Below are 21,966 nucleotides of genomic sequence, written 5' to 3' on the forward strand. Positions count from 1 at the left end.
TGGCCGTTCAGCCCAGCCGCGCCAGCGCAGCGGCAAGGCGGGTAGCCTCGGCGCTGTGATGGGCGTGGTCGGCGCGGGCTTTTTCCACCGCTTCGGGTTTGGCGCGTTCGACGAACGAGGCGTTGTTCAGCCGCCCTTCCAAGGCCTTGGTTTCCTTTTGCGAGGCGGCCAGCGCCTTTTCCAGCCGGGCCTTTTCGGCGGCGATGTCGATCACCCCGTCCAGCGGCACGATCAGGTTGGCATCGCCTGCACCCACTTGCATCGCTGCGCCCGAAGGGGCCGGGGCGAAGTGGATCGCGGTCAGCCGTGCCAGCCGCTCGATCACCGCCGGGTTGGCGGCGATGATGGCGCGGGTCTGGTCCGAGGGTTCAGGAAGCCATGCTTCCAGCCGCGCGCCGGGCGCGATGCCCAGTTCGTTCTTGGCCCCGCGCAGGGCGGAGACCAGCGCGATCAGCCATTCGACCTCGGCCTTGGCCGCCGGATCGACGCTGGCCTGCGGCTCGGGCCAGCGGGCGACGATCAGGTCTTGCTCCCGCGGGTGGGCGGGGTCGGACAACGCGTGCCACAGTTCCTCGGTCACAAAGGGCATGAACGGGTGGAGCATGACCAGAATCTGGTCGAGCACCCAGCCAGCCACCGCGCGGGTTTCGGCGTCGAAGTTGCCTTTGACCAGTTCGATGTACCAGTCGCAGAACGTGTCCCACACGAAGCGGTAGATCGCGCCCGCCGCTGCATCGAAGCGCAAGTCGGCCATCGCCTTGTCGAGCGCGATTTGCGTTTCCACGACTTCGCCGACGATCCACTTGTTGACCGCGCTGGTGGCGGCAGGCGCGGCAAGGGTGGTGCTGCCGGTTATGCCGTTGCTTTGGCAAAAGCGCGCCGCGTTCCACAGCTTGGTGGCGAAGTTGCGATACCCTTCGACGCGGCGTTCATCCATCTTCACGTCGCGGCCCTGGCTTTCCATCGCGCACATGAAGAAGCGCAGCGCATCGGCGCCGTACTGGTCGATCAGGCCCAGCGGATCGACCACGTTGCCCTTGGACTTGGACATTTTCTGCCCATCGGCGGCGCGCACCAGCCCGTGCAGGTAAAGCCGCTTCCACGGCACTTCCTTCATGAAATGGATGCCTTGCATCGCCATGCGCGCATCCCAGAAGAACAGGATGTCGAACCCGGAAACGAGCAGATCGTTGGGGTAGTGTTTTTGCAGGAGGCTGGCTCCCTCCCCCGAACGGGGGAGGGCTTCTGCAGTGTCCTCCGGCCAGCCCAGCGTGGCGAAGGGCCACAGCGCGCTGGAAAACCACGTGTCGAGGACGTCGTTGTCGCGGGTCAGGGGCTTGTTACCGGCCAAGGCTTGCGCGGCATCTTCGGTTTCGGCGACGTAGATCGAGCCGTCCTCGGCATACCAAGCCGGAATCCGGTGCCCCCACCACAACTGGCGGGAAACGCACCAGGGCTGGATGTTTTCCATCCAGTTGAAGAAGGTCTTTTCCCAGGTCTTGGGGACGATCTCGATGGCGCCGCTGCGCACGGCTTCCATCGGAGCCTGGGCGAGTTCGGCGGCGTTGACGTACCACTGGTCGGTCAGCCACGGTTCGATGACCACGCCGCCGCGATCCCCGAACGGGGTCTGGATGGTGCGCGGTTCGGCATCGTGTTCGACCGGGTTGCCTTCCTTGTCCTTGGTCACGTGCGGGATCAGGAAACCGGCCGCCTTCATGTCGGCGACGATCCAGCTGCGCACGGTGAAGCGCTCCTGACCCAGGTACTTGTCCGGCACCAGCCCGTCGGCGGTCTGCACCACGTTGGCCTCGGCATCGAACATGTTGAGCATGTCGGACGCCTTGATCCCGGCGCGCTTGCCCACCTCGAAGTCGTTGAAATCGTGGCCGGGCGTGATCTTGACCGCGCCGCTGCCCAGTTCCGGGTCGGCGTGTTCGTCGGCCACGATGCGCAAGCGGCGGCCGGTGATCGGCTGGTCGATGAACGCCCCGATCACGCTTTGATAGCGCGGATCGTCGGCATTCACCGCCACGAGCATGTCGGCCAGCATCGTTTCGGGCCGCGTGGTGGCGACCTCGATATAGTCCAGCCCGTCGGCGCGGGTCACTCCGTCTGCCAGCGGGTACTTGAAGTGCCAGAACCCGCCCTGAACCTCGCGCGTTTCGACCTCAAGGTCGGAAATCGCCGTTTTCAGCCGGGGATCCCAGTTGACCAGCCGCTTGTCGCGATAGATCAGACCTTGGTTGTACAGGTCGACGAACACCTTGACGACCGCCTTGGTGAAGTGCGGGTCCATGGTGAACTGTTCGCGCGACCAGTCCATCGAACAGCCAAGGCGGCGCAACTGGCGGGTGATGGTGCCGCCGCTCTCGGCCTTCCATTCCCACACTTTGTCGATGAACGCTTCGCGCGTGTAGTTGGTGCGCTTGTCCTGCGCGGCTTCAAGCTGGCGTTCGACCACCATCTGCGTGGCGATGCCCGCATGGTCGGTGCCGACCACCCACAGCGCGTCCTTGCCCTTCAGCCGTTCGTGGCGGATCACCACGTCCTGCAGCGTGTTGTCGAGCGCGTGGCCGATGTGCAGGCTGCCGGTCACGTTCGGCGGCGGGTTGACGATGGTGAACGGCTCGGCATCGGGGCGTTCGGGGCGGAAGCGGCCTTCGCTTTCCCAATGGGCGTACCATTTGGCCTCGATCGCGGCGGGATCGAAGGTCTTGGCAAGGCCTTGCGCCAAAGTCTGGTCCAGTTCCGCTGCGGTTTGCGCGGGAATCTGCTCGTCGGTCTGGTCGGTCATGGCTTGCGCCTTGCCACCGCGCGGGCCACGCTGCAACCGTGTCGCCAAGGCACTGTGGGATCGGGTGTCCGCGTGGTGGAGCAAATTGCGCAAGAGCCCGCCCTTGCTGGGTCGAGGATTTTGCCCCATGGTGTGCACGCAATGGCCCAGACTGCTGATTTCACCATAGAACCCGGCAGCACGGGCGGCGATGCGGGCAGCGATGCCGGCGGCGGGAACCTGCGGTTCAGCGGGCCGTTGCTGGTATCCACCGTGGGCCATATCGACAGCCGCCTGCGCCACATCGAAGAACCTGTCGGCACCATCGATCTGGCCGGAGTCGAGCGGATCGACACGGTCGGCGCGTGGGTCGCGTGGAGCCTGTCGCAACGGCTCGATGCCAAGCTGACAGGTGCGAGCACGGATGCGCAGCGCCTGATCGAGGCGGTCAGCCGCGCCGGCACCCAAGGCGGGGCGATCGAACGCGAACGCTTGCCGTGGTATTTGCGCGTACCGGCGCAAGTCGGTGACAGCGTGATCGGCATGGGCCGGGGCATGCTCGGCGTGCTCGGCTTCTTTGGCCAGATGGTGCTGGGCACCGCCACGCTGTTGCGCCATCCGGGGCAATTCCGGATGAGGGCGCTGGTCCACCAGATGGAACTGGTGGGCGTCAACGCGCTGGCCATCGTCGGGCTGATGAGCTTTCTGGTCGGCATCGTCATCGCCCAGCAGGGCGCGGTGCAGTTGCAGCAGTTCGGGGCCGAGATCTATACGGTCAACCTCGTCGGCCGGCTGACCTTGCGCGAACTGGGCATCCTGATGACCGCGATCATGGTCGCGGGGCGTTCAGGATCGGCCTTTGCCGCGCAACTGGGCACGATGAAGCTGACCGAGGAAGTCGACGCCATGCGCACCATCGGGGTTTCGCCGATGGAGGCGCTGGTGCTGCCGCGCATTGCCGCCACGATGCTGATGATGCCGCTGCTGGGCGTCTATTCGTCGGTGATCGGCATCATCGGCGGTGCGTTCCTCGCCTCGCTGACGCTGGGCATTCCGTTCCTGACCTTCCTGTCGCGCATTCAGGAAGTGGTGCCGCTGCACGACGTGTGGGTCGGTCTGCTCAAGGGGCCGGTGTTCGGGCTGATCGTCGCGGTGTCGGGCTGCTATCAGGGCATGCAGGTACGCAACGATGCCGAGGAAGTGGGCGCGCGCACCACCGGCGCGGTGGTCATGGCGATCTTCACGGTGATCGTGCTCGATGCGTTCTTCGCGGTGTTCTTTACCGAGATCGGCTGGGGATGAGCGAAGATATTTCCACGCCTGACCCGCAGTTCCCGATCCGGGTGCGCGATCTGGTCAACGCCTTTGGCGATCAGGTGGTCCACGAATCGCTCGATCTTGATGTGCGCAAGGGCGAGATCCTTGGCGTGGTCGGCGGGTCGGGCACGGGCAAATCGGTGCTGATGCGTTCGATCATCGGCTTGCAGATCCCCCACTCGGGCGAGATCGAGGTGCTGGGCAGTTCGATCACCAGCGCGCAGGACGATGCCGACATCCGCATCCGCAGCCGTTGGGGGGTGCTGTTTCAGGGCGGCGCGCTGTTCTCGACGCTGACCGTGGGCGAAAACGTCGAAGTGCCGCTGCGCGAATTCTATCCCGAAATCCACGACACGCTGCGGCACGAAATCGCGCGCTACAAAGTGCAACTCTCGGGTTTGCCGGCAGAAGCTGCCAGCAAGTTCCCGTCCGAACTGTCGGGCGGGATGAGGAAGCGCGCAGGGCTGGCGCGGGCGCTGTCGCTCGATCCCGAACTGCTGTTCCTTGACGAGCCGACCGCCGGGCTCGACCCGATCGGCGCCGCCGCGTTCGACGACCTGATTCACAGCCTGAAGGAAACGCTGGGGCTGACGGTATTCCTGATCACCCACGATCTTGATACGCTCTATGCCATCTGCGACCGGGTGGCGGTGCTGGCGGACAAGCGGGTGATCGCGATCGGCACGATTCCCGAATTGCTGGCCACCGACCACCCGTGGATTCAGGAATACTTCAATGGCCCGCGTGGCCGGGCGGCACTCGATACCCATGATCGCGCCGCTGCGGCACCGGCGACGGCAACAGCAGGCTAGGGCAGGAAAAAGAGCGATGGAAACGCGGGCAAACCACATCTGGGTCGGCGCTGTCACGCTGTTGCTGCTGGCCGGCCTTGCCGCGCTGACGATCTGGATCGCGCGGCTCAACCAGGGCGCGCAGAACGACTACGACATCTTCTTCAAGCAGTCGGTCGACGGGCTCGCGCGCGGGTCCGAGGTGTCTTACGCAGGCGTTCCGGCCGGGCAGGTGAAGGACATCGCGCTGTGGGAGAAAGACCCGCAGTTCGTCCGCGTGCGGATCAAGGTCGACCGCAAGGTGCCCATTCTGGTCGGCACCACCGCCAGTCTGCAGGGCAGCTTCACCGGGGTCAGCACGATCACGCTGTCGGGCGCGCTCAAGGGCGCCCCGCCGATTCAGGAGCCGGGGCCAAGCGGGGCGCCGGTGATCCCGACCAAGCGCGGCGGGCTTGGCGAATTGCTGTCCAACGCGCCGCTGCTGCTTGAACGGCTGGCCACGCTGACCGAGCGGCTGACGCTGGTGCTGTCGGACAAGAACCTGAATTCGTTCCAGAACATCCTGACCAACACCGATCACCTGAGCGGCAGTCTGGCCGCCGCAGCGCCCGAGGTGAAGGCGACGCTGACCGAGCTGCAATCGGCGATCCGCCAGGCCAATTACACGCTGTCGGCAGTGGAAAAGCTGTCGAATTCGACCGATGCGGCGATCAACGACCAGAACAGCGGCGCGATGGTGCAACTGCGCGCCACGCTCAAGTCGGCGCAGACGGCGGCCGACACGATCCAGGCCGCGATGGCCGAGGTCAAGCCGGGGGCCAAGCAGTTCAACGACCGCACTTTGCCCGCGTTCGAAAGCACGTTGCGCGAAATTCAGGAAACCTCGCGCAGCTTGCGCGAACTGACCGAGCGGGTGAACGATCGCGGCGTCGGCAGCCTTGTCGGGGGCAACAAGTTGCCCGACTACAAACAGTGACCCGCGTCAGGAGAAATCGCATGCGGCGGAATTCATTGCGGACCTTGGCCCTTGTCCCGCTGCTGGCGCTGGGGTTGAGCGGGTGCGTGCGGCTTGCCGCCAAGCCACCGGCCTCGTTGCTGACGCTGACTTCGACCGCCTCGGCGCCCGTCGGCAATACCGCCAGCGGCAATCTGGCCGATGCACTGTCGGTGCTTGAACCGGTGACCGACGCGCGGCTGGCGGTGCTGCGCGTACCGGTGCAGATCGACGATGCCAGCGTCGCCTACCTCAAGAAAACGCTGTGGATCGAACGTCCGGCGCGGCTGTTCCAGCACTTGCTGGCCGAAACGCTGCGCGCAAAGGGCGGGCGGCTGGTGGTCGAAGGCGATCGCGGCGTCCGCAACGTCAAGCTGGGCGGACGACTGCTCGATTTCGGCTATGATGTGCGCAGCCGTTCGGTTGTGGTGCGCTTCGATGCGCTGCGCCAACTGCCCGACGGCACCGTCCAGACCCGCCGGTTCGAACGCACCGTTCCGGGCATCGAGGCCGAAGGCAAGGCGGTCGGCCCGGCGCTCAACGAAGCGGCCAACGCCGTGGCCAAGGACGTCGCCGACTGGGTGGGTTGAGGTAAGGAACGGTTGAGGGGGCGGTGCGCAAAGCCCGTCCGCTCCGCCGGTCCGATTTCGCGCACCGCCCGGCATGCGGGTTGATCGCCATCAAGGTCGTGCGGTGTCGCTGTGCGATAGTCGGTCGCATGAACCATCCGCCCGATCCCCGCCCGATCCTGGTCATCAATGGCCATCCCGACGCCGCGCCGGGGCACTATGTCGGTGCGCTGGCCGATGCCTATTGCGCGGGCGCAATTCAGGGCGGCCATCGGGTCGAGCGGGTGGACATCGCCACGCTCGACTTCGCGGTGTTGCGGAGTGCGCACGACTGGGAGTTCGGTGCACCACCTCCGGCGATTGCCGCCGTGCAGGAAAAGCTGCTCCGGTGCCGGCATGTGGTGCTGCTCTACCCCTTGTGGCTCGGCGATCTGCCCGCGCTTGCCAAAGCGTTTCTGGAGCAAGTGGCGCGGCCCAGTTTCGTGCGGGTGGTGCCCGAAACGGGGCAGGCGACCCAGCCCTTGCACGGGCGCTCGGCCCGGCTGATCGTCACCATGGGGATGCCCGCGTTCTTTTATCGCTTGTTCTACCGCAGCCACAGCCTGAAATCGCTGGAGCGCAACGTGCTGCGCTTCGTCGGCATTCGCCCGGTCAAAAGCACCGTGATCGGCAGTATCGAGGACGAAGCCTGCCGCGCGGCCGGGCTGGCGAAAGTGCGCGCCTTGGGTGTGGCCGCAGCCTGACGTCGCCGTCTAGCTTCGCGCCAGCGCAGCGTTCAATTCTGTTGCCGCGCCAGCGCGGCGTTCAATTCTGTTGCCGCGCCAGCGCGGCAAAGCGCGCGGCGGCGCAGAACGCGGCAAAGCGCTTTTCGGCGCGCTCGGCGGCTTCCGCATCGTGGCCCCACAAGTCGGCCTGCCAGGTTTCCTCAAGGCTGGCGGCGGCCCACAACGCGGTCAGGTCGGCCTCCGCCTCCAGCGCGGCAAGCCCGACGATCAGCGAGGCGGCAAGGCTGGCGGTGTTGCGCAGCGCGGCCAGCACGAAGGCATCGAGCGCTTCGAGCCGTGCGCGCAAGTTGGCCAGCGCCTCGGCCGGTTGCGGGCGGTGGATAACCCCGGCGACGGGTTGCAGCGCGACGCCCCATTGCGCTTCCGCCCAGGCCAGCAGCGGATCCCATTCGGCGCGTTGGCGGATGCCCAGCGCCTCGTCCGGTTCGGCGCGATAGCACAGCGTGTCGGTTTCGGCATAAGGCAGCGTTTCGGCGATCACCGCGGGCTTCCCGGCGGCAACCACGTCGATCGCATAGTCGGCCAGATCGCGCAGGATGAACCCCGCCGGATCGATGGTTTCGCCTTGCGCGGCCCATTCGGCGGCCATCGCCTCGGCCAGCGCGCGGGTGGGCACCGTCTGCTGCCTGCCGCCGACGGTCTTGATCCGCCGCCCATCGAGCGCCACGCCAAAGCCATCGGCAGCCTCGGCCACCGTTACCTGCTTGTAAAACCGTTTCATCGCAGTGTCCTAGTCCGGGGATTTCCAGCGCCGGGCGAGCAAGGGTGGCAGCGCGAAGAAGTCGGCCAGTCCCACCGCCAGCAGGGCATAGCCCGCCCCCTCGGGCACTCCGGCCAGCCAGCCGACCTTGCCGCCCGCGATCATCGCGCCCAGCAAAGCGAGCAGCGCGCCGCTCAACCGCACCAGTTGCAGCACGGCAAAACGGCCGCGCGCCGGGTCTGTCTGGCGCCCTTCGCTCATTCCATCCCCCGCAGCAGCGCGCGCAGTTCGGTCATCGAAGTGGCGACCGCCTCGGCACCGGCCTCGATCAGTTCGTGCGGCGGATGATAGCCCCAGTCGACGCCCAGCGCGCGCACCCCGGCGTTGACCGCCATCGCCATGTCATAAGTGGTGTCGCCGATCATCGCGGTAGCCGCAGGCGCCGCGCCGGTATCGGCAAGGCACGCCTCGATCATCGAGGGGTGCGGCTTTGACGGGTGCCGGTCGGCAGTGTGCAGCGTGACGAAGTGGCCCGACAGGCCATGCGTGGCAAGGCAATGCGCCAGCCCCCGATCGCTCTTGCCGGTGGCCACGCCCAGCAGCCATCCGTCGGCGGCCAGTTCCTCGATCAGCGCGGCGATCCCGGCATAAAGCGGCTCGCCCACTTGCCCGGCCTCGCGCCGCGAACGGAAGGCGTCCTTGTAGAGTTGCGCCAGTTCGGCATGGAGCGCGGTGTCATCGGTCGGAGCCAGACGGCGCATCGCCTCGGGCAGCGACAGGCCGACGACCCGGCGGGTGGCGGCGCGCGGCGGCGGGGCAAGGCCCGCTGCGACAAAGGCGGTATCCATCGCCGCGCCGATGTCGGACTGGCTGTCCACCAGCGTGCCGTCGCAATCGAATATGGCCAGACGCAAGGTCACGGTCGCAAACTCCTCAACCCGCCAGATTGCGCATCAGTTGCGCCATGGCGACCGAACCCTGCGCCTCAAGCCCGGCGATCACGCGCGCGCGTTCGTCGGCGGGCTTGTTCTGCGACAGCTTGAAGGTCGGGCGCCAAGCCGCGATTTCCAGTTCGAAGCCGACGATCGCATCGAGCATCCGGCCAAGCGGGGCAGGGGCCATCTTGGCCATCGTCCACGGCGCGCCTGCATCGGTGACAAGCGCTTCCTGCCGGGCGGACAGCGCTTCGAGCAGGGCGATCAGCCCGTCGCGCTCCATCTTGCGCACCCGGCCTTCGAGTTCGAGCGCGACGTAATTCCACGTCGGCACCTGATCGGCGGCGGCATACCAGCGCGGCGAGACATAGGCGTCTGGCCCGTTGATCAGCGCCAGCGCGTTCGCTCCGTCAAGGTGGCGGGTCAGCGCATTGCCGCGCGCCAGATGGAACTGCACCGCGCCATCGCCGGTCGACAGCAACGGCGTGTGCGCCACGCGCGGACCATCGGGCGTGGGCAGGAACACCATGCCAAAGCCGACTTGCGCGATCAGCGCCTCATGCAGCGCGCGCGCCGCCGCCTCGTCACCCGACAAGCCATCGGGCCCGGCGGTGCGGCGAAAGGCGGCGTTGGGATGCATCAGCGGCGGGGTCCGGAACTGCGGGGACCGGAGCTGCGCGGGCCGGAACTGCGGGGGCCAGAGCTACGGGGGCCGTCAGAACGAGGTCCGTCAGAACGCGGGCCGTCAGAACGAGGACTGGCAGAACGAGGTCCGGTCGAACGCGGGCCATCGGTCTTGCGCGCAGCGGCGGGCTTGCCAAAGGTCTTGCCGCCAGCGGGCCGCTCGCCTTCCGCGCTGCGTCCTTCGGGCCGGGCATAGACTTTGCCGGCAGAGGCGCGCGGGCCGCCCGTGCTGGACTTGGCGCCGGGCTTGCCGCCAGCGCGGGCTGCGGGCTTGGCGCCGGTCCGTGCGGCGGGTTTGCCATAGACGGCCGCAGCGGCGCGCTGACCGGTGGGCTTGCGCGAGGGCGAGGGATCGTCCGCGCGCTTGCGGCGTTCGCCCCGGCGTTCCTTGCGGTATTCCTTGGAATGGGCCTTGGCCGCGCGCTTCTGCACGTCCTTTTCGGTTTCCAGCTTGATCGGATCGAGCGGCAGGTCGCCCTCGCTCTCCTCGAAGCCCAGTTGCGCCATGCTCGCGGCAAAGTGGGCGGGCAGCGGCGCGGTCACGTCGATCAGGTCGCCTTCGGGATGCGGAATGCGCAGGCGCCGGGCGTGGAGATGCATCTTGCGGCTGATGCTGCCGGTCAGGAACGCGGCCTGCCCGCCGTACTTGCCATCGCCCACGATCGGGTGGCCGATGGCGGCCATGTGCACGCGCAACTGGTGGGTGCGCCCGGTCAGCGGTTGCAGTTCGACCCAGCACGCGGCGTTTCCGGCGCGGCTGATGATGCGATAGCGGGTGCGCGCGGACTGGCCCTGTTCGCTTTCGTCGACCATCATCTTTTCACCGCCCGTGCCCGGCTGCTTGGCCAGCGGCAGTTCGATCAGCCCGTCCTTCACATCGGGCACGCCGGTGATCAGCGCCCAGTAGATCTTCTTGGCGGTGCGCCCCGAAAAGTGCCGCGCAAAGTACGCCGCGCTGCCCGGCGTGCGCGCGATCAGCAGCACGCCCGAGGTGTCCTTGTCGAGCCGGTGGACCAGCCGCGGGCGCGGACCGGTGTCACTGGCAAAGGCATCGAGCAGGCCGTCGACATGCTCGTGCGTGCCGCTGCCGCCTTGCGTGGCAAGGCCGGGCGGCTTGTTGAGGATGATCGCGGCGCGGTCCTGTTCCAGCACCATGCTGGTGGCCAGTTCCAGCTGTTCCTCGGTCAGCGGCTTGCGCACGGCGGCGCCGCGCGGGCCGGGGGGCAGCGAACCGCCCGGCGGCACGCGCAGCACTTGCCCGGCGGCAAGCCGGGTGTCGACTTCGGCGCGCTTGCCATCGACGCGGATCTGGCCGGTACGCGCCCAGCGCGACACCGTGGCAAAGCCGACGGTCGGCAGGTGGCGCTTGAACCAGCGGTCCAACCGCACGCCTTCGTCGTCGCGGCCGACGGTGAACTGGCGGACGTCATCACTCATGCAAAAACCCTTATCGTAAACAGGCCCAGGAACAGGGAGGCGAACCCGGCCAGCAACGACACTCCGACATAGACCATGGCCATGCCCAAAGCGCCGCGCTCGACAAACAGCGCAAATTCAAGCGCAAACGAAGAAAACGTGGTATATCCCCCCAGCACGCCGACAGCCAGCAGCAGGCGCAGACCCTCGCCACCGGGGCCAAAGCGCGCCAGCCAGCCGGTCAGCAGGCCCATCGCCAGACTGCCCAGCACGTTGGCGGTCAGCGTCGCCCACGGAAAGGCGCTGGCCGCGATCGGCCCGATTGCGGCGGTCCACGCGCGCCCGGTCAGAAAGCGCAGCCACGCACCCAGCGCGCCGCCACCGGCGACGTAAAGCGAGGCGATCGGAAATGTCGGAGGGGAACTCATTGCCGACCCCTTAGCCGTGAAGCGTCACAAATGCACGAGTTTGCTTCAAGGCAATTTGCTTGCACCCTTGCCATCGCCGGGGGGAATCGCTATCGGGCCGCAAGTTCGTGCCGGTCCTGAACGGATTCGGCGCATTTGGTGTTTTTGGAAATCATGAGTCACTCCCGCCGTTAAGGCATTGGCGGGCTCTGGCTCCCGGATAATCGAGGTGTAGCGGTTTATGCAGATTCTCGTTCGCGACAACAATGTCGACCAGGCCCTTCGCGCGCTCAAGAAGAAGCTGCAGCGTGAGGGCGTGTATCGCGAGATGAAGCTGCGCCGTCACTTTGAAAAGCCTTCGGAAAAGCGTGCCCGCGAAAAGGCTGCCGCCGTTCGCCGCGCCCGCAAGCTTGAGCGCAAGCGCGCTGAGCGCGACGGCGCGAAGTAGGCGGTTCGGGCCACGGCTGCGGGGCGCCCGTTCGCTCCGCCACTGGCCCATCTAATCGCTTGCAGCCGATCGCCCGGTCGGCTTAGAGGGCGCCGTATGTTTGCGGCGCCCTTTTGCGTGTCCGGCCCTGCGGTCGCGCGCTGATTCGGCTGTCGCGCGTTCGAATCACTGGTACCCGGACTTCGGGGGCAACCCAAAAAAGGGATAACGATGTCGGAAATCACCCGCGTGCCGCTGCAGCCCGTCGCCAAGGGCTCGCTTACCAAGCTCTGGATCGGTGTGGCGCTGGCCCTGTCGCTGGGCGGCGCGGTCGCCTATGGCAGCCGTACCCGCTCGCTTGAGATCGACACGATCAAGGTGGGCCAGGGCGCCAAGCCGGGTCTGGGCGATGTCGTACTGGTCAACTATGTCGGCACGCTGGCCAACGGCAAGGAATTCGATCGCGGCGAAAAGGTCGCCATGCCGGTCGAAGGCGTGATCCCCGGCTTCAGCAAGGGGCTGCAGCAGATGCAGCGCGGCGGCAAGTACAAGATCGTGATCCCGGCCGCGCTGGGCTATGGCGCCGAAGAGAAGAAGAACCCGCAGACCGGCGAAGTCGTCATCCCCGCCAACAGCGAACTGACCTTCACGGTCGAACTGGTCGACTTCAAGAACCGCGCCGAAATCGAGCAGCAGCGTCGGCTGATCCAGCAGATGCAGCAGCAGATGGGCGCCGGACAGGGCGCTCCGGGTGGCGCGATGCCGGGCATGCCCGGTGCTGGCGGGCCCGAAGGCGCGCCGCAGCAATAAGGTTTGCCGCCGGAGTGCATCCCATGCGGTGGCACCCCGGCTTGCAGGCTGGCGCGCTGGCCTTACGGTTCCGCGCCATGGCCGCCCGCCTGATTCTGCCCATCCGATTCCGCCAGTCCCATCAAATTCCGCCAGTCCAAAGCGCGCAGGAAGGACATTCATGTCGGTAGATACCGCCACCGTGGCCAAGATCGCCTCGCTGGCCCGCATCAAGGTGACCGAAGCCGATCTTGAGGCGATGGTCCCCGAACTCAACGGCATTCTCGCCTGGGTCGAACAACTCGGCGAGGTTGACGTGACCGGGGTCGAGCCGATGACCGCCGTCATCCCCAACACGCTGCGCCTGCGCGAAGACGTGGTAAATGCCGACCCGCTGACCGGCGGCGACGTGCGCGACAAAGTGCTGGCCAACGCGCCCGCACCCGAACACGGCTTCTTTGGCGTGCCCAAGGTGATCGAATAATGACCGCGCTGACAGATCTTACCGTCACGGCGCTGCGCGATGGCGTGGCGCAGGGCGAATTCACCGCCACCGAAGTGGCCACTGCCTTCAACGCCGCGGTGGCCGAGGCGCAAGGCGCGCTCAACGCCTTCATCGTCACCACGCCTGAAAAGGCGCTGGATGCGGCGGCCAGAGTCGATGCCGACCGCGCCGCGGGCAAGCCGCTGGGCAAGCTGGCGGGCGTGCCGATCGGCATGAAGGACTTGTTCGCAACGCAAGGCACGCAGACCACTGCTGCCAGCCACATCCTCGAAGGGTTCGTGCCGCAGTACGAATCGACCGTCAGCCAGAAGCTGTGGGACGCGGGCGCGGGCATGCTGGGCAAGCTCAACCTCGATCAGTTCGCGATGGGCTCCTCGAACGAGACGAGCGCGTTCGGCAACGTGATCTCGCCCTGGCGCCGTCCCGATGGCCAGGGTGGGCTCGACACCGCAGCCCTTGCTCCCGGCGGCTCGTCGGGCGGCTCGTCCGCTGCGGTTGCCGCGCGCATCGTGCCCGCCGCCACCGGCACCGACACCGGCGGCTCGATCCGCCAGCCCGCCGCCTTCACCGGCATTTCGGGGATCAAGCCGACGTATGGCCGCTGCTCGCGCTGGGGCATCGTGGCGTTCGCCTCCAGTCTGGATCAGGCCGGACCGATGGCCCGCGACGTGGCCGATTGCGCGCTGCTGCTCGAAACGATGGCGGGCTTCGACCCCAAGGATTCGACCAGCCTCAACCTGCCGGTGCCCGATTGGAGCGCCGCTCTTTCCGCCGATCTGCGCGGCAAGAAGGTGGGCATCCCGCGCGAATACCGCATCGAAGGCCTCAACGCCGATGTCGCCAAAAGCTGGGACGATGGCATCGCCTGGCTCAAGGACGCAGGCGCCGAAGTGGTCGATGTGTCGCTGCCGCACACCAAGTACGCGCTGCCGACGTATTACATCATCGCGCCTGCCGAAGCCTCGTCCAACCTCGCCCGCTATGACGGCGTGCGCTATGGTCTGCGCGATCTGCCCGACCATGCCGGTTTGCAGGACATGTACGCCGCCACCCGCGCAGCCGGGTTCGGGGCTGAGGTCAAGCGCCGCATCCTGATCGGCACGTATGTGCTCTCGGCGGGTTTCTATGACGCCTACTACACGCAGGCGCAGAAGGTCCGCACGCTGATCGCGCGCGACTTCACCGAGGCCTTTGCCCAGTGCGACGTGATCCTGACGCCGACCGCACCGTCATCGGCCTTTGCCTTGGGCGAAAAGAGCGCCGACCCGCTGGAAATGTACCTGAACGACGTGTTCTCGGTGCCCGCCAGCCTGGCGGGGCTGCCCGCCATGTCGGTGCCCGCGGGCCTTGACAGCACCGGCCTGCCGCTCGGCCTGCACCTGATCGGCAAGCCGTTCGACGAACAGGGCGTGCTGAACGCAGGGCTCGCGCTCGAACAGCGCGCTGCATTTACGGCACGACCGAAGAAGTGGTGGTAATATGAGCAGCTATCGCATCCATGGCGCAACGGGCGAATGGGAGGTCGTTATCGGCCTTGAGGTTCATGCCCAGATCACCACGCAGGCCAAGCTGTTTTCGGGCTCGGCCACCGCGTTCGGGGCAGAGCCGAACACGCAGGTCAGTCTGGTCGACGCGGCCATGCCCGGCATGCTGCCCGTGCTGAACGGCGAATGCATCCGGCAGGCGGTGCGCACCGGCATTGCCATCAACGCGCAGATCAACGCCTGGTCGCGGTTCGATCGCAAGAACTACTTCTACGCCGATCTGCCGCAGGGCTACCAGATCAGCCAGTTGTACCACCCGCTGGTGGGCGAGGGCTATCTTGACATCGAAGCCGATGAAAAGGCGGGGATTCCCGTCGCCAAGCGGATCGGTGTGGAGCGCATCCACGTGGAGCAGGACGCGGGCAAGCTGATGCACGATCAGCACCCGACGATGTCCTATGTCGACCTCAACCGCTCGGGCGTGGCGCTGATGGAAATCGTCAGCCGCCCCGACATGACCAGCCCCGCCGAAGCGGGCGCGTACTTGTCGAAGCTGCGCACGATCCTGCGCTATGTCGGCAGTTGCGATGGCAACATGGATCAGGGCAGCATGCGCGCCGACGTGAACGTGTCGGTGCGCCGCCCCGGTGAGCCGCTCGGCACGCGGACAGAGACCAAGAACGTCAACTCGGTGCGCTTCGTCATGGCCGCGATCGAGCATGAGGCGAACCGGCAGGTCGACGTGTTGGAGGCCGGCGGCAAGATCGTGCAGGAAACCCGCCTGTTCGACCCCGACACCGGCACCACCCGGTCGATGCGCAGCAAGGAAGACGCGCACGATTACCGCTACTTCCCCGATCCCGATCTGCTGCCGCTGGTGCTGGAAGCCGCGTTCATCGAGGAATGCCGCCAGAGCCTGCCCGAACTGCCCGATGCCAAGCGCGCGCGCTACGAACAGGCGCTGGGCCTGTCGGCCTATAACGCGGCGGTGCTGACGGCGGACGTGGAAACCGCGCGCTGGTTCGAGCGCCTGGTCGCGCTTACCGCCAGCAAGCAGGGCAAGGCCGAGGCCGACGTGGCCAAGCAGGCCGCCAACTGGCTGACCAGCGAACTGTTCGGCGCGTTGAACAAGCTGGGCAAGGGATTGCTCGACAGCCCGATCGGCCCCGAAGCCGCCGCCGAATTGCTGGCATTGGTCGGCAACGCCACGATTTCTGGCTCCATCGCCAAGCAAGTGCTGGAAAAGATGCTTGAAACCGGTGACGGCGCGGGCGAAATCGTCGAGCGCGAAGGGCTCAAGCAGACCACCGACACCGGCGCCATCGAAGCGGCGGCCGATGCCGTGCTGGCCGCCAACGCCGACAAGGTGGAACAGTACAAGGGCGGCAAGGAAGCGCTGTTCGGGTTCTTCGTCGGCCAGACGATGAAGGCCCTGCAAGGCAAGGGCAACCCGCAACTGGTCAATCAGGTGCTGAAGGCAAAGCTTGGCTGACAAGTACTGTGGACGTTCTGCGGCAATCCCTTGCGTGATTTCCCCTAGCCTGCTTTGAAGGTGGCCTTGGGGGGAGGCATGATGACCCGTTTCAATAGGATTGCCCTGCTGCTGGCAGGTGGTGCGATGGTCTGCGCGCAAGGGGTTTGCGCGCAAAGCGTGCAGGCGCAACCGGCAGCGGTGGCGGCAGCGGTGGCGGGAACGGAGGCCGCAGCGGTCACGCCGCCGGTCACGTCATCGGTGGCTGGGCCGGTCGCGGCTCCCGCTCCGGCTTTGGCCCCGGATGGGCTTGAGGCCATTCCGTCGACCGAGGGGCTGGTGGCACCGAAGCTGGATTTCACCGCGACGCCGCAGGATGAAGCCGACTTCGACAAGTACTTCTATTTCCACCGTGCCAACACCAGCTTTGCCGATGCCTATGCCGACATTCGCGAATGCGATGCGCTGGCCAGCGGCAGCAGCATCTATCTGGGTGGCAATGCCGGTACCGCCGCTGCCGCTGCGCAATATGGCGTGTTGCCCGCCGCAATCGGCGGTGCGATCGGCAGCCTTGTGGCAGACGCCATCTTCGGCTCGGCCGCGCGCCGCCAGCAACGCCGCGTCAACATGCGCAACTGCATGGGCTTCAAGCAATATCAGCGCTTTGGCCTGACTCATGACTTGTGGTCCGCGTTCAACTTCGAAGAAGGCATGGGCCGCAAGCGCGAAGGCGTGCGTAACGAGGCGTTGGCGCTGCAGGCGCTGGTGGCATCCGGCCCCGCGCCGACGACGAAGGAGTTGGGCCTGTGAAGCGCGCTGTCCGGATCATCACCGCCGCCCTGCTGGGCGCCAGCGCTTATGGCGCAAGCCCGGCCTTCGCCGCTGCCGATGAAGCCAAACCCGCTGTCGCAGCGCCCGCGGTGGCGCCGGCCGACCACGCCGATGCCAAGCCGATCGGTCCCAAGCCGGTGGAGGAGCGGGACGTGCTGTCGGGCAAAGTCACCCGCGATCCGACGCGCGGCTATATCTTCATCAGCGGTCCGGCGCGCCAGTTCGGCATGTTCCTGCGCTTGCCCGACGATGAAAGCCGCGCGGCCTGGGAAAAGGACCGGCAAAAGGCCTTTGCCAAGGCGCAGAAGTCATATCAGAGCGCGCTGACGCAGTGGAAGGCAGACGTTGCCGTCGCCAACCAGACCAAGGCCAAGCCGCCCGAACCGCCGGTGGAGCCAAAGCTGGAAACCTTCGTCGCCGATCCGCTGGAACTGCGCGATCAGGTCATGTTCGGGCCGATGAATGTCTACGCCAAGGGTGAGACGGTCAGCTACCTTGAGGCGGTCAAGCCCGGCACGTACATCTGGTATGGTCCGGTGCTGGGCGGCCCCGGCCTGCCCAGCGGCGGCGTGTGCATGTGCATGGGCTCGGTCAAGTTCGCGGTGAAGGCCGGTGCGGTAACCAGTCTGGGTAACGCGCTGGCCGTGCTGCCGCACTGGGACGAGGACAGCGATGTCGCGCGGCTGACCGCCAAGGAACAGGCCGCCAAGCGCGCCGCCGCCGGCAAGGAGCCGGCCAAGACTTTGGCACTGGGGGCGCTGCGCTATGATGTGCCCGCCAGCCTGAAGGACTGGCCGCAGGAACAGGCCGAACTCCACGCCAGCCCCAAGATGAACAACTACCTGGGCATCCTTATCAGCCGTCTGGCGCCGATCCCCGGCGTGCTCGCCTACCACCGCGACGTGGTGGTCGATGCGCGCACCGGCGAGGAATTGTCCAACCCGACGCTGGTCAGCCGCGCCAAGATCAAGAAGTAAGTGCCGCCGTAACGCGGGGGGAGGTCGCTCCCCCCGCGTCGGCGCCATGGCGGGAGATCACTCCCCCGCCTTGACCACTTCGATCGGCAGGCCAAGCGTGGCGAGTTGCGGCTTCACCTTGGCAGCATCGCCCACCACGACCCACGTCAGATTGGCCGGGTTCAGGCTGGCGCGCGCGACGGCATCGAGCTGCTTTGCCGTCATCGCCTTGTAGCGTTCAGGCAGGCGGACGTAGAAATCGTCGGGCCGGTGGTAGGCGGCGATCTTGGCCACCGCATCGAGCACCGCGCCCGAGGTTTCGAAGCTGCCCGCCAGTTCGCGCGCGCTGCCCGCCGTCGACCAGCCGAGTTCGGCAGAGGTGATCCCCTTGGTCCCAAGGAAGCCGCTCAATTCCTTGCGGATTTCTGCGATGGCCGCGCCGGTCTTGTCGGTCTGCACCGGGGCGATGACGCGGTAGGCGACGCGGTCGGTGCGGTCGGACACAACGCTGTATGCGCCATAGGACCAGCCCTTCGCCTCGCGCAGGTTGCTGTTGATCCGCGCGAGGAAATTGCCGCCGAGCACTTCGTTGGCGGCCTTGAGCGGGACCAGATCGTCGGTGCCGCGCTGGCCCAGCACTTCGCCCGCCACGATCATCGACTGCGGCGATGCCGGCCGGTCGACCAGCAGGATGCGCGGGGTGGGCGTGGGAATCGCCGCCGCCAGATCCTTGACCGGAGCCGGGGTCGACGGCGCGCGCCAGTCGCCAAAGCTCTTTTCCAGCAGCGCGGTGACTTCGGCCAGCGTGGTGTCGCCCGCCACGATGATCCGCGCCTTGTCCGGGCGCAGCCAGCCATCGTGGAACGCGGCCAGATCGGCGCGGGTCAGCCGGGCCACCACCGCCTTGCTGCCGGTGCCCGTGGGCGCGCGGCCATAGGGGTGGTCGGGGCCATAGAGCGCGGGGAACAGCACGCGCTCGGCGGTATCGCCGGGCTCGGCCAGTTCGGCGTCGATGGCGGCCAGTTGCTGCGCGCGGACCCGTTCAAGATCGGCGGCGCGCAGGCCCGGATGGCGCACATAGTCGGCCAACAGCGCCAGCGACGAGGGCAGGTTGGGCGTCAGCGCATCCAACTGGAACGCGGTGGTATCGGCCGAGGCTTGCGCCGCGATCGAGGCGCCCAGCCGTTCGCGCACGCGGGCCAGCTCGCTGGCCTCCAGCGCCTCGGTGCCTTCGTCCATCAGTTGCAGCAACAGCGCCTGCGTGCCCGGCGCGGTCTTGGGATCGGCGGCGGCCCCGGCGTCGAACGCCAGCCGCACCGAGACGACCGGCACCGCCGCGCGGCGCGCGAACAGCACTTCGATCCCGTTTGACAGTGTGGCGCGCTCGATCGCGGGGAAGGCAAGCTGGGGCAGATCGCCCGGTCCGGGCAACTGCTTGCGCGGGGCGGGCGGCGAGAGCGTGGCCGTGGGCGGCGCGGCCGGAGCCGGACGCGCGGCGGGCAGGGCGTTGTCACCGCCGCGCGCCTCACCCCCGGCGGTGCGGGTGCCGGGCTCCACCGTCAGCGCAAAGGCCGGGCGGGTCAGCCACTTCTGCAAGACGGCGCGCACGTCCTCGGGCGTCAGCTTGGCCGCCGCCTCCAGCCGCTTGCGATATTGCGCGGGATCGCCCGAATAGAGCAGCCCTTCGGCCAGCGTCGGCGCCTTGCCGTTGAAGCCGCCGACCGATTCCAGCCCGCGTATTTCCGTCGCGGCATAGCGGGTGACCGCGCGCTGCAACTCGTCGGCGGTCGGGCCCTCGCTCACCAGCCGCGCGATTTCGGCATCGAGCGCGGCATTGACCCGCGCCGGATCGATGCCCGGCTTCACGTCCACGCTCGCTTCGAACTGACCGGCCTGCGCAAAGATCTGTGCGCCTGCCGAGGCGGTGACCGCCACTTCGCTCTTGCGCACCAGCGCATCGTCGAGCCGCGAGCTGGCCAGCCCGCCCAGCACCGCCGCGCCGATCTGCAGCGCCAGATTGTCGGGATTGTCGAGGCCGGGGATCGCCCAGAGCCGGCTGATCCGCGTGGTGGCGACGGTGTCCTTGATCGTGCGGGAGACGGGCGCGGGCAGGGTCGGCACCGGCGCGCTGACCGGCTGAACCTTTGGCCCGGCCAGAAATTCGCCGAACCACTGCGCCACTTTGGCCTTGGCGGTGGCCAGATCGACATCGCCCGCCAGCACCAGCAGCGCGTTGTTGGGGCCATAGTGATCGCTGAACCAGCCCTTCACGTCGGCCAGCGAGGCGGCATCGAGATCGGCCATCGAGCCGATGGTCGAGTGGTGATAGGGGTGCCCGGCGGGGTAGAGCGTTTCAAGCTGCTCGTACTCGGTCAGGCCGAAGGGCTGGTTGTCGCCCTGCCGCTTTTCGTTCTGGACGACGGCGCGCTGGGCATCGAGCCGCTTTTGCGTGACCGCGTCGAGCAGAAAGCCCATGCGGTCGCTTTCCATCATCAGCGCGCGGTCGAGCGCGCCGGTCGGCACCGTCTCGAAATAGTTGGTGCGATCGAACCAGGTGGTGCCGTTGGCGTCGGTCGCCCCGGCCTGTGTCAGCGGCAGGAAGAAATCGCCCTGCACGTGGGTGGAGCCATAGAACATCAGGTGTTCGAACAAGTGGGCAAAGCCGGTGCGCCCGCGCGGCTCGTTCTTCGAGCCGACGCCGTACCAGACCGAGACCGCCACCACCGGCGCCTTGCGGTCGGTATGGACCAGCACGGTCAGGCCGTTGGGCAGGGTAAAGCGCTCGTACGGGATCGACACCGCATCGACCAGCGCGCTGACCGGCGCGGCGGGATAGGCGGGCGCGGCAGGCGCGGCGGCCACTGGAGGAGCAGGCGGTTGCGCGGCGGGCAGCGGTGGCGTTTCGCGCAGCGTGACCGGCGCCTGCGCACAGGCGGACAGCGCAAGGCTCAACGCGGTGAGCGAGGCTGCGGTGCTGCGGAAGCGGTTGTTGGAAAGCGCGTTGGCGAAAGGCTGGCGAGCGATGAGCGGACGAACAAGCAGCGGATTGGCAGGCATAGTGATCCTAGCTTCTCAGGGACAAGGCCCGGACCGCGATACCACCCACCACAAGCCCGGGCACCTCCCCAGTGTCCACCACCCCGCAGCTTAGCGCAAGGTGAACAGGGGGCAATGGGAATGGCCTTGCCGCCACCGGCCCAAACCGGCCTCGCGACCCGCTATGGGAGTTGTCCGGCCGTCCCCAGCCCCGCCGCCCGCGATTGCCGGTGCCGGGCAGGCTGGGGGTGGGGTGGGAGTGTGCGGCCGATCGTCGCAACTATTAGGTGCGTCCGACTATGCCGAAATCAGCCATTCATCGAGCCGCATAAGCATTGTCCCCGTGTCCAGATCTGCGGGGCAACAGAAAAGTCTCATTTCGGCTCAAGCATCTGCTTCCCACGCGACAACGCGCCAACACCTCGCATCGCACCACATAATGCACACTTATGCCTTTGCGGCCGTGAGTTTGAGCCCCGTTCTTTCTTTGGCGCAGCTACATTAATGTTCTCCACAGCATTGTCGCCCCTCGGGCCCCTCTTCTAATAGGCGTCATGATTTTGGCATTGCGCTTATGTTAGCGCCCAGCCATTAATGTGGCATAGCTATCTTAAGGACGCATATGTCTGATTTTCTGAAAATTTCTGCATTAAACATCGGATCAATCGACGCAGTTAATTACACAGGGCGTCAGGAGAAAGAATTTCTGTCCAAGATTTTTTTGAGGGATAGTATCCTCGATAGAGTTCTCGAAAGTAAGAAGTATTTTCTGGTCGGAGAGAAGGGAACTGGAAAGACTGCATATGCGACCCTGCTAAGCAATAGCGAGTATAAAAATACGGCATCTGATGTAAAATCCATTGAAAGCACGGATTACAGCAAGTTCATAAAGCATAAGCAGATGGGTAATTTGAAATTATCAACTTATACCGATATATGGAAGGTAATAATACTCCTTCTTATCGGGTAACTGCTCAGGTGGTTGGCAATGAGGCCGATCAAGCGACCGCGAAGCGTCCGTCGACGAGGTCTCGGATTGCGCTGAGTGCGGACTGGCCAGAGAGGCGTGCGGTGCCGGTGACGGAACGGTATC

The 21,966-nt window shown here is 66.4% G+C and carries 21 protein-coding genes; 13 read left to right on the forward strand and 8 right to left on the reverse strand.

The features are described from left to right. Positions 1-7: 7 nt before the first annotated feature. Positions 8-2,797, reverse strand: a complete 2,790-nt coding sequence (locus tag LDN95_RS18925) for a valine--tRNA ligase (RefSeq protein WP_226019150.1) — start codon at positions 2,795-2,797, stop codon at positions 8-10. Positions 2,798-2,938: 141 nt separating this feature from the next. On the opposite strand from LDN95_RS18925, the gene LDN95_RS18930 reads away from it, so the two are divergent. The 5 genes from LDN95_RS18930 (at position 2,939) to LDN95_RS18950 (ending at position 7,190) form a co-directional block, all read left to right on the forward strand. Then, positions 2,939-4,078: an ABC transporter permease gene (locus LDN95_RS18930; protein ID WP_226019128.1), complete on the forward strand. Its 1,140-nt coding sequence runs from the start codon at positions 2,939-2,941 to the stop codon at positions 4,076-4,078. Further along, complete coding sequence (locus LDN95_RS18935; protein WP_226019129.1) at positions 4,075-4,905, forward strand: ABC transporter ATP-binding protein; 831 nt, start codon at positions 4,075-4,077, stop codon at positions 4,903-4,905. The genes LDN95_RS18930 and LDN95_RS18935 overlap by 4 nt, the downstream gene beginning before the upstream one ends. Before the next feature lie 16 nt (positions 4,906-4,921). After that, positions 4,922-5,860, forward strand: coding sequence for an MlaD family protein (locus LDN95_RS18940; protein ID WP_226019130.1), 939 nt, complete (start codon positions 4,922-4,924; stop codon positions 5,858-5,860). Between the two features lie 20 nt (positions 5,861-5,880). After that, positions 5,881-6,468, forward strand: a complete 588-nt coding sequence (locus tag LDN95_RS18945) for an ABC-type transport auxiliary lipoprotein family protein (RefSeq protein WP_226019131.1) — start codon at positions 5,881-5,883, stop codon at positions 6,466-6,468. A 128-nt stretch (positions 6,469-6,596) separates the two neighbouring features. Next, positions 6,597-7,190: an NAD(P)H-dependent oxidoreductase gene (locus tag LDN95_RS18950; protein ID WP_226019132.1), complete on the forward strand. Its 594-nt coding sequence runs from the start codon at positions 6,597-6,599 to the stop codon at positions 7,188-7,190. A gap of 61 nt (positions 7,191-7,251) precedes the next feature. Here the strand turns inward: LDN95_RS18950 and LDN95_RS18955 are convergent, their stop codons facing one another. Genes LDN95_RS18955 through LDN95_RS18980 form a run of 6 tightly spaced genes read right to left on the reverse strand, consistent with a single transcriptional unit; the run spans position 7,252 to position 11,395 of the window. Next, complete coding sequence (locus tag LDN95_RS18955; protein ID WP_226019133.1) at positions 7,252-7,953, reverse strand: ATP12 family chaperone protein; 702 nt, start codon at positions 7,951-7,953, stop codon at positions 7,252-7,254. A 9-nt stretch (positions 7,954-7,962) separates the two neighbouring features. Next, the gene (locus tag LDN95_RS18960) at positions 7,963-8,193 is read right to left on the reverse strand and encodes a hypothetical protein (RefSeq protein ID WP_226019134.1); all 231 of its coding nucleotides are present in this window, start codon (positions 8,191-8,193) and stop codon (positions 7,963-7,965) included. Then, positions 8,190-8,852 (reverse strand): HAD-IA family hydrolase, encoded by a 663-nt coding sequence (locus LDN95_RS18965; protein ID WP_226019135.1) that lies wholly within the window; start codon positions 8,850-8,852, stop codon positions 8,190-8,192. Before LDN95_RS18965 ends, LDN95_RS18960 begins: the two co-directional genes overlap by 4 nt. A gap of 13 nt (positions 8,853-8,865) precedes the next feature. Beyond that, a complete protein-coding gene (locus LDN95_RS18970) occupies positions 8,866-9,507 on the reverse strand; it encodes an FMN-binding negative transcriptional regulator (RefSeq protein WP_226019136.1) in 642 nt (213 codons plus the stop codon). Beyond that, positions 9,507-10,988 (reverse strand): RluA family pseudouridine synthase, encoded by a 1,482-nt coding sequence (locus LDN95_RS18975; protein ID WP_226019137.1) that lies wholly within the window; start codon positions 10,986-10,988, stop codon positions 9,507-9,509. The genes LDN95_RS18970 and LDN95_RS18975 overlap by 1 nt, the downstream gene beginning before the upstream one ends. After that, complete coding sequence (locus tag LDN95_RS18980; RefSeq protein ID WP_226019138.1) at positions 10,985-11,395, reverse strand: CrcB family protein; 411 nt, start codon at positions 11,393-11,395, stop codon at positions 10,985-10,987. The genes LDN95_RS18975 and LDN95_RS18980 overlap by 4 nt, the downstream gene beginning before the upstream one ends. Positions 11,396-11,615: 220 nt before the next feature. Between LDN95_RS18980 and rpsU the strand changes: the two genes are divergently transcribed. From rpsU to LDN95_RS19015, 7 genes are all read left to right on the forward strand, one after another. Beyond that, complete coding sequence (gene rpsU, locus LDN95_RS18985; protein WP_008995590.1) at positions 11,616-11,822, forward strand: 30S ribosomal protein S21; 207 nt, start codon at positions 11,616-11,618, stop codon at positions 11,820-11,822. Positions 11,823-12,032: 210 nt separating this feature from the next. Continuing rightward, positions 12,033-12,611 carry an FKBP-type peptidyl-prolyl cis-trans isomerase gene (locus LDN95_RS18990; RefSeq protein WP_226019139.1) on the forward strand — a complete coding sequence of 193 codons (579 nt, stop codon included), beginning with the start codon at positions 12,033-12,035 and terminating at the stop codon, positions 12,609-12,611. 160 nt (positions 12,612-12,771) lie between these two features. Next, complete coding sequence (gene gatC, locus LDN95_RS18995; protein WP_226019140.1) at positions 12,772-13,074, forward strand: Asp-tRNA(Asn)/Glu-tRNA(Gln) amidotransferase subunit GatC; 303 nt, start codon at positions 12,772-12,774, stop codon at positions 13,072-13,074. Further along, positions 13,074-14,573: an Asp-tRNA(Asn)/Glu-tRNA(Gln) amidotransferase subunit GatA gene (gene gatA / locus LDN95_RS19000; protein ID WP_226019141.1), complete on the forward strand. Its 1,500-nt coding sequence runs from the start codon at positions 13,074-13,076 to the stop codon at positions 14,571-14,573. Before gatC ends, gatA begins: the two co-directional genes overlap by 1 nt. Before the next feature lies 1 nt (position 14,574). Further along, positions 14,575-16,071 (forward strand): Asp-tRNA(Asn)/Glu-tRNA(Gln) amidotransferase subunit GatB, encoded by a 1,497-nt coding sequence (gene gatB / locus LDN95_RS19005; RefSeq protein ID WP_226019142.1) that lies wholly within the window; start codon positions 14,575-14,577, stop codon positions 16,069-16,071. An 81-nt stretch (positions 16,072-16,152) separates the two neighbouring features. Beyond that, positions 16,153-16,860 (forward strand): hypothetical protein, encoded by a 708-nt coding sequence (locus tag LDN95_RS19010; RefSeq protein ID WP_226019143.1) that lies wholly within the window; start codon positions 16,153-16,155, stop codon positions 16,858-16,860. Next, positions 16,857-17,858: a hypothetical protein gene (locus LDN95_RS19015; protein WP_226019144.1), complete on the forward strand. Its 1,002-nt coding sequence runs from the start codon at positions 16,857-16,859 to the stop codon at positions 17,856-17,858. Before LDN95_RS19010 ends, LDN95_RS19015 begins: the two co-directional genes overlap by 4 nt. Positions 17,859-17,915: 57 nt before the next feature. Here LDN95_RS19015 and LDN95_RS19020 read toward each other — a convergent pair whose 3' ends face one another. Next, on the reverse strand, positions 17,916-20,894 hold the full coding sequence (locus LDN95_RS19020) for a pitrilysin family protein (protein ID WP_226019145.1): 2,979 nt from the start codon (positions 20,892-20,894) through the stop codon (positions 17,916-17,918). 601 nt (positions 20,895-21,495) lie between these two features. On the opposite strand from LDN95_RS19020, the gene LDN95_RS19025 reads away from it, so the two are divergent. After that, a complete protein-coding gene (locus LDN95_RS19025) occupies positions 21,496-21,843 on the forward strand; it encodes a hypothetical protein (RefSeq protein ID WP_226019146.1) in 348 nt (115 codons plus the stop codon). Positions 21,844-21,966 lie beyond the last annotated feature (123 nt).

It is taken from the genome of Novosphingobium sp. FKTRR1, assembly GCF_020404405.1.
Lineage (GTDB): Bacteria > Pseudomonadota > Alphaproteobacteria > Sphingomonadales > Sphingomonadaceae > Novosphingobium.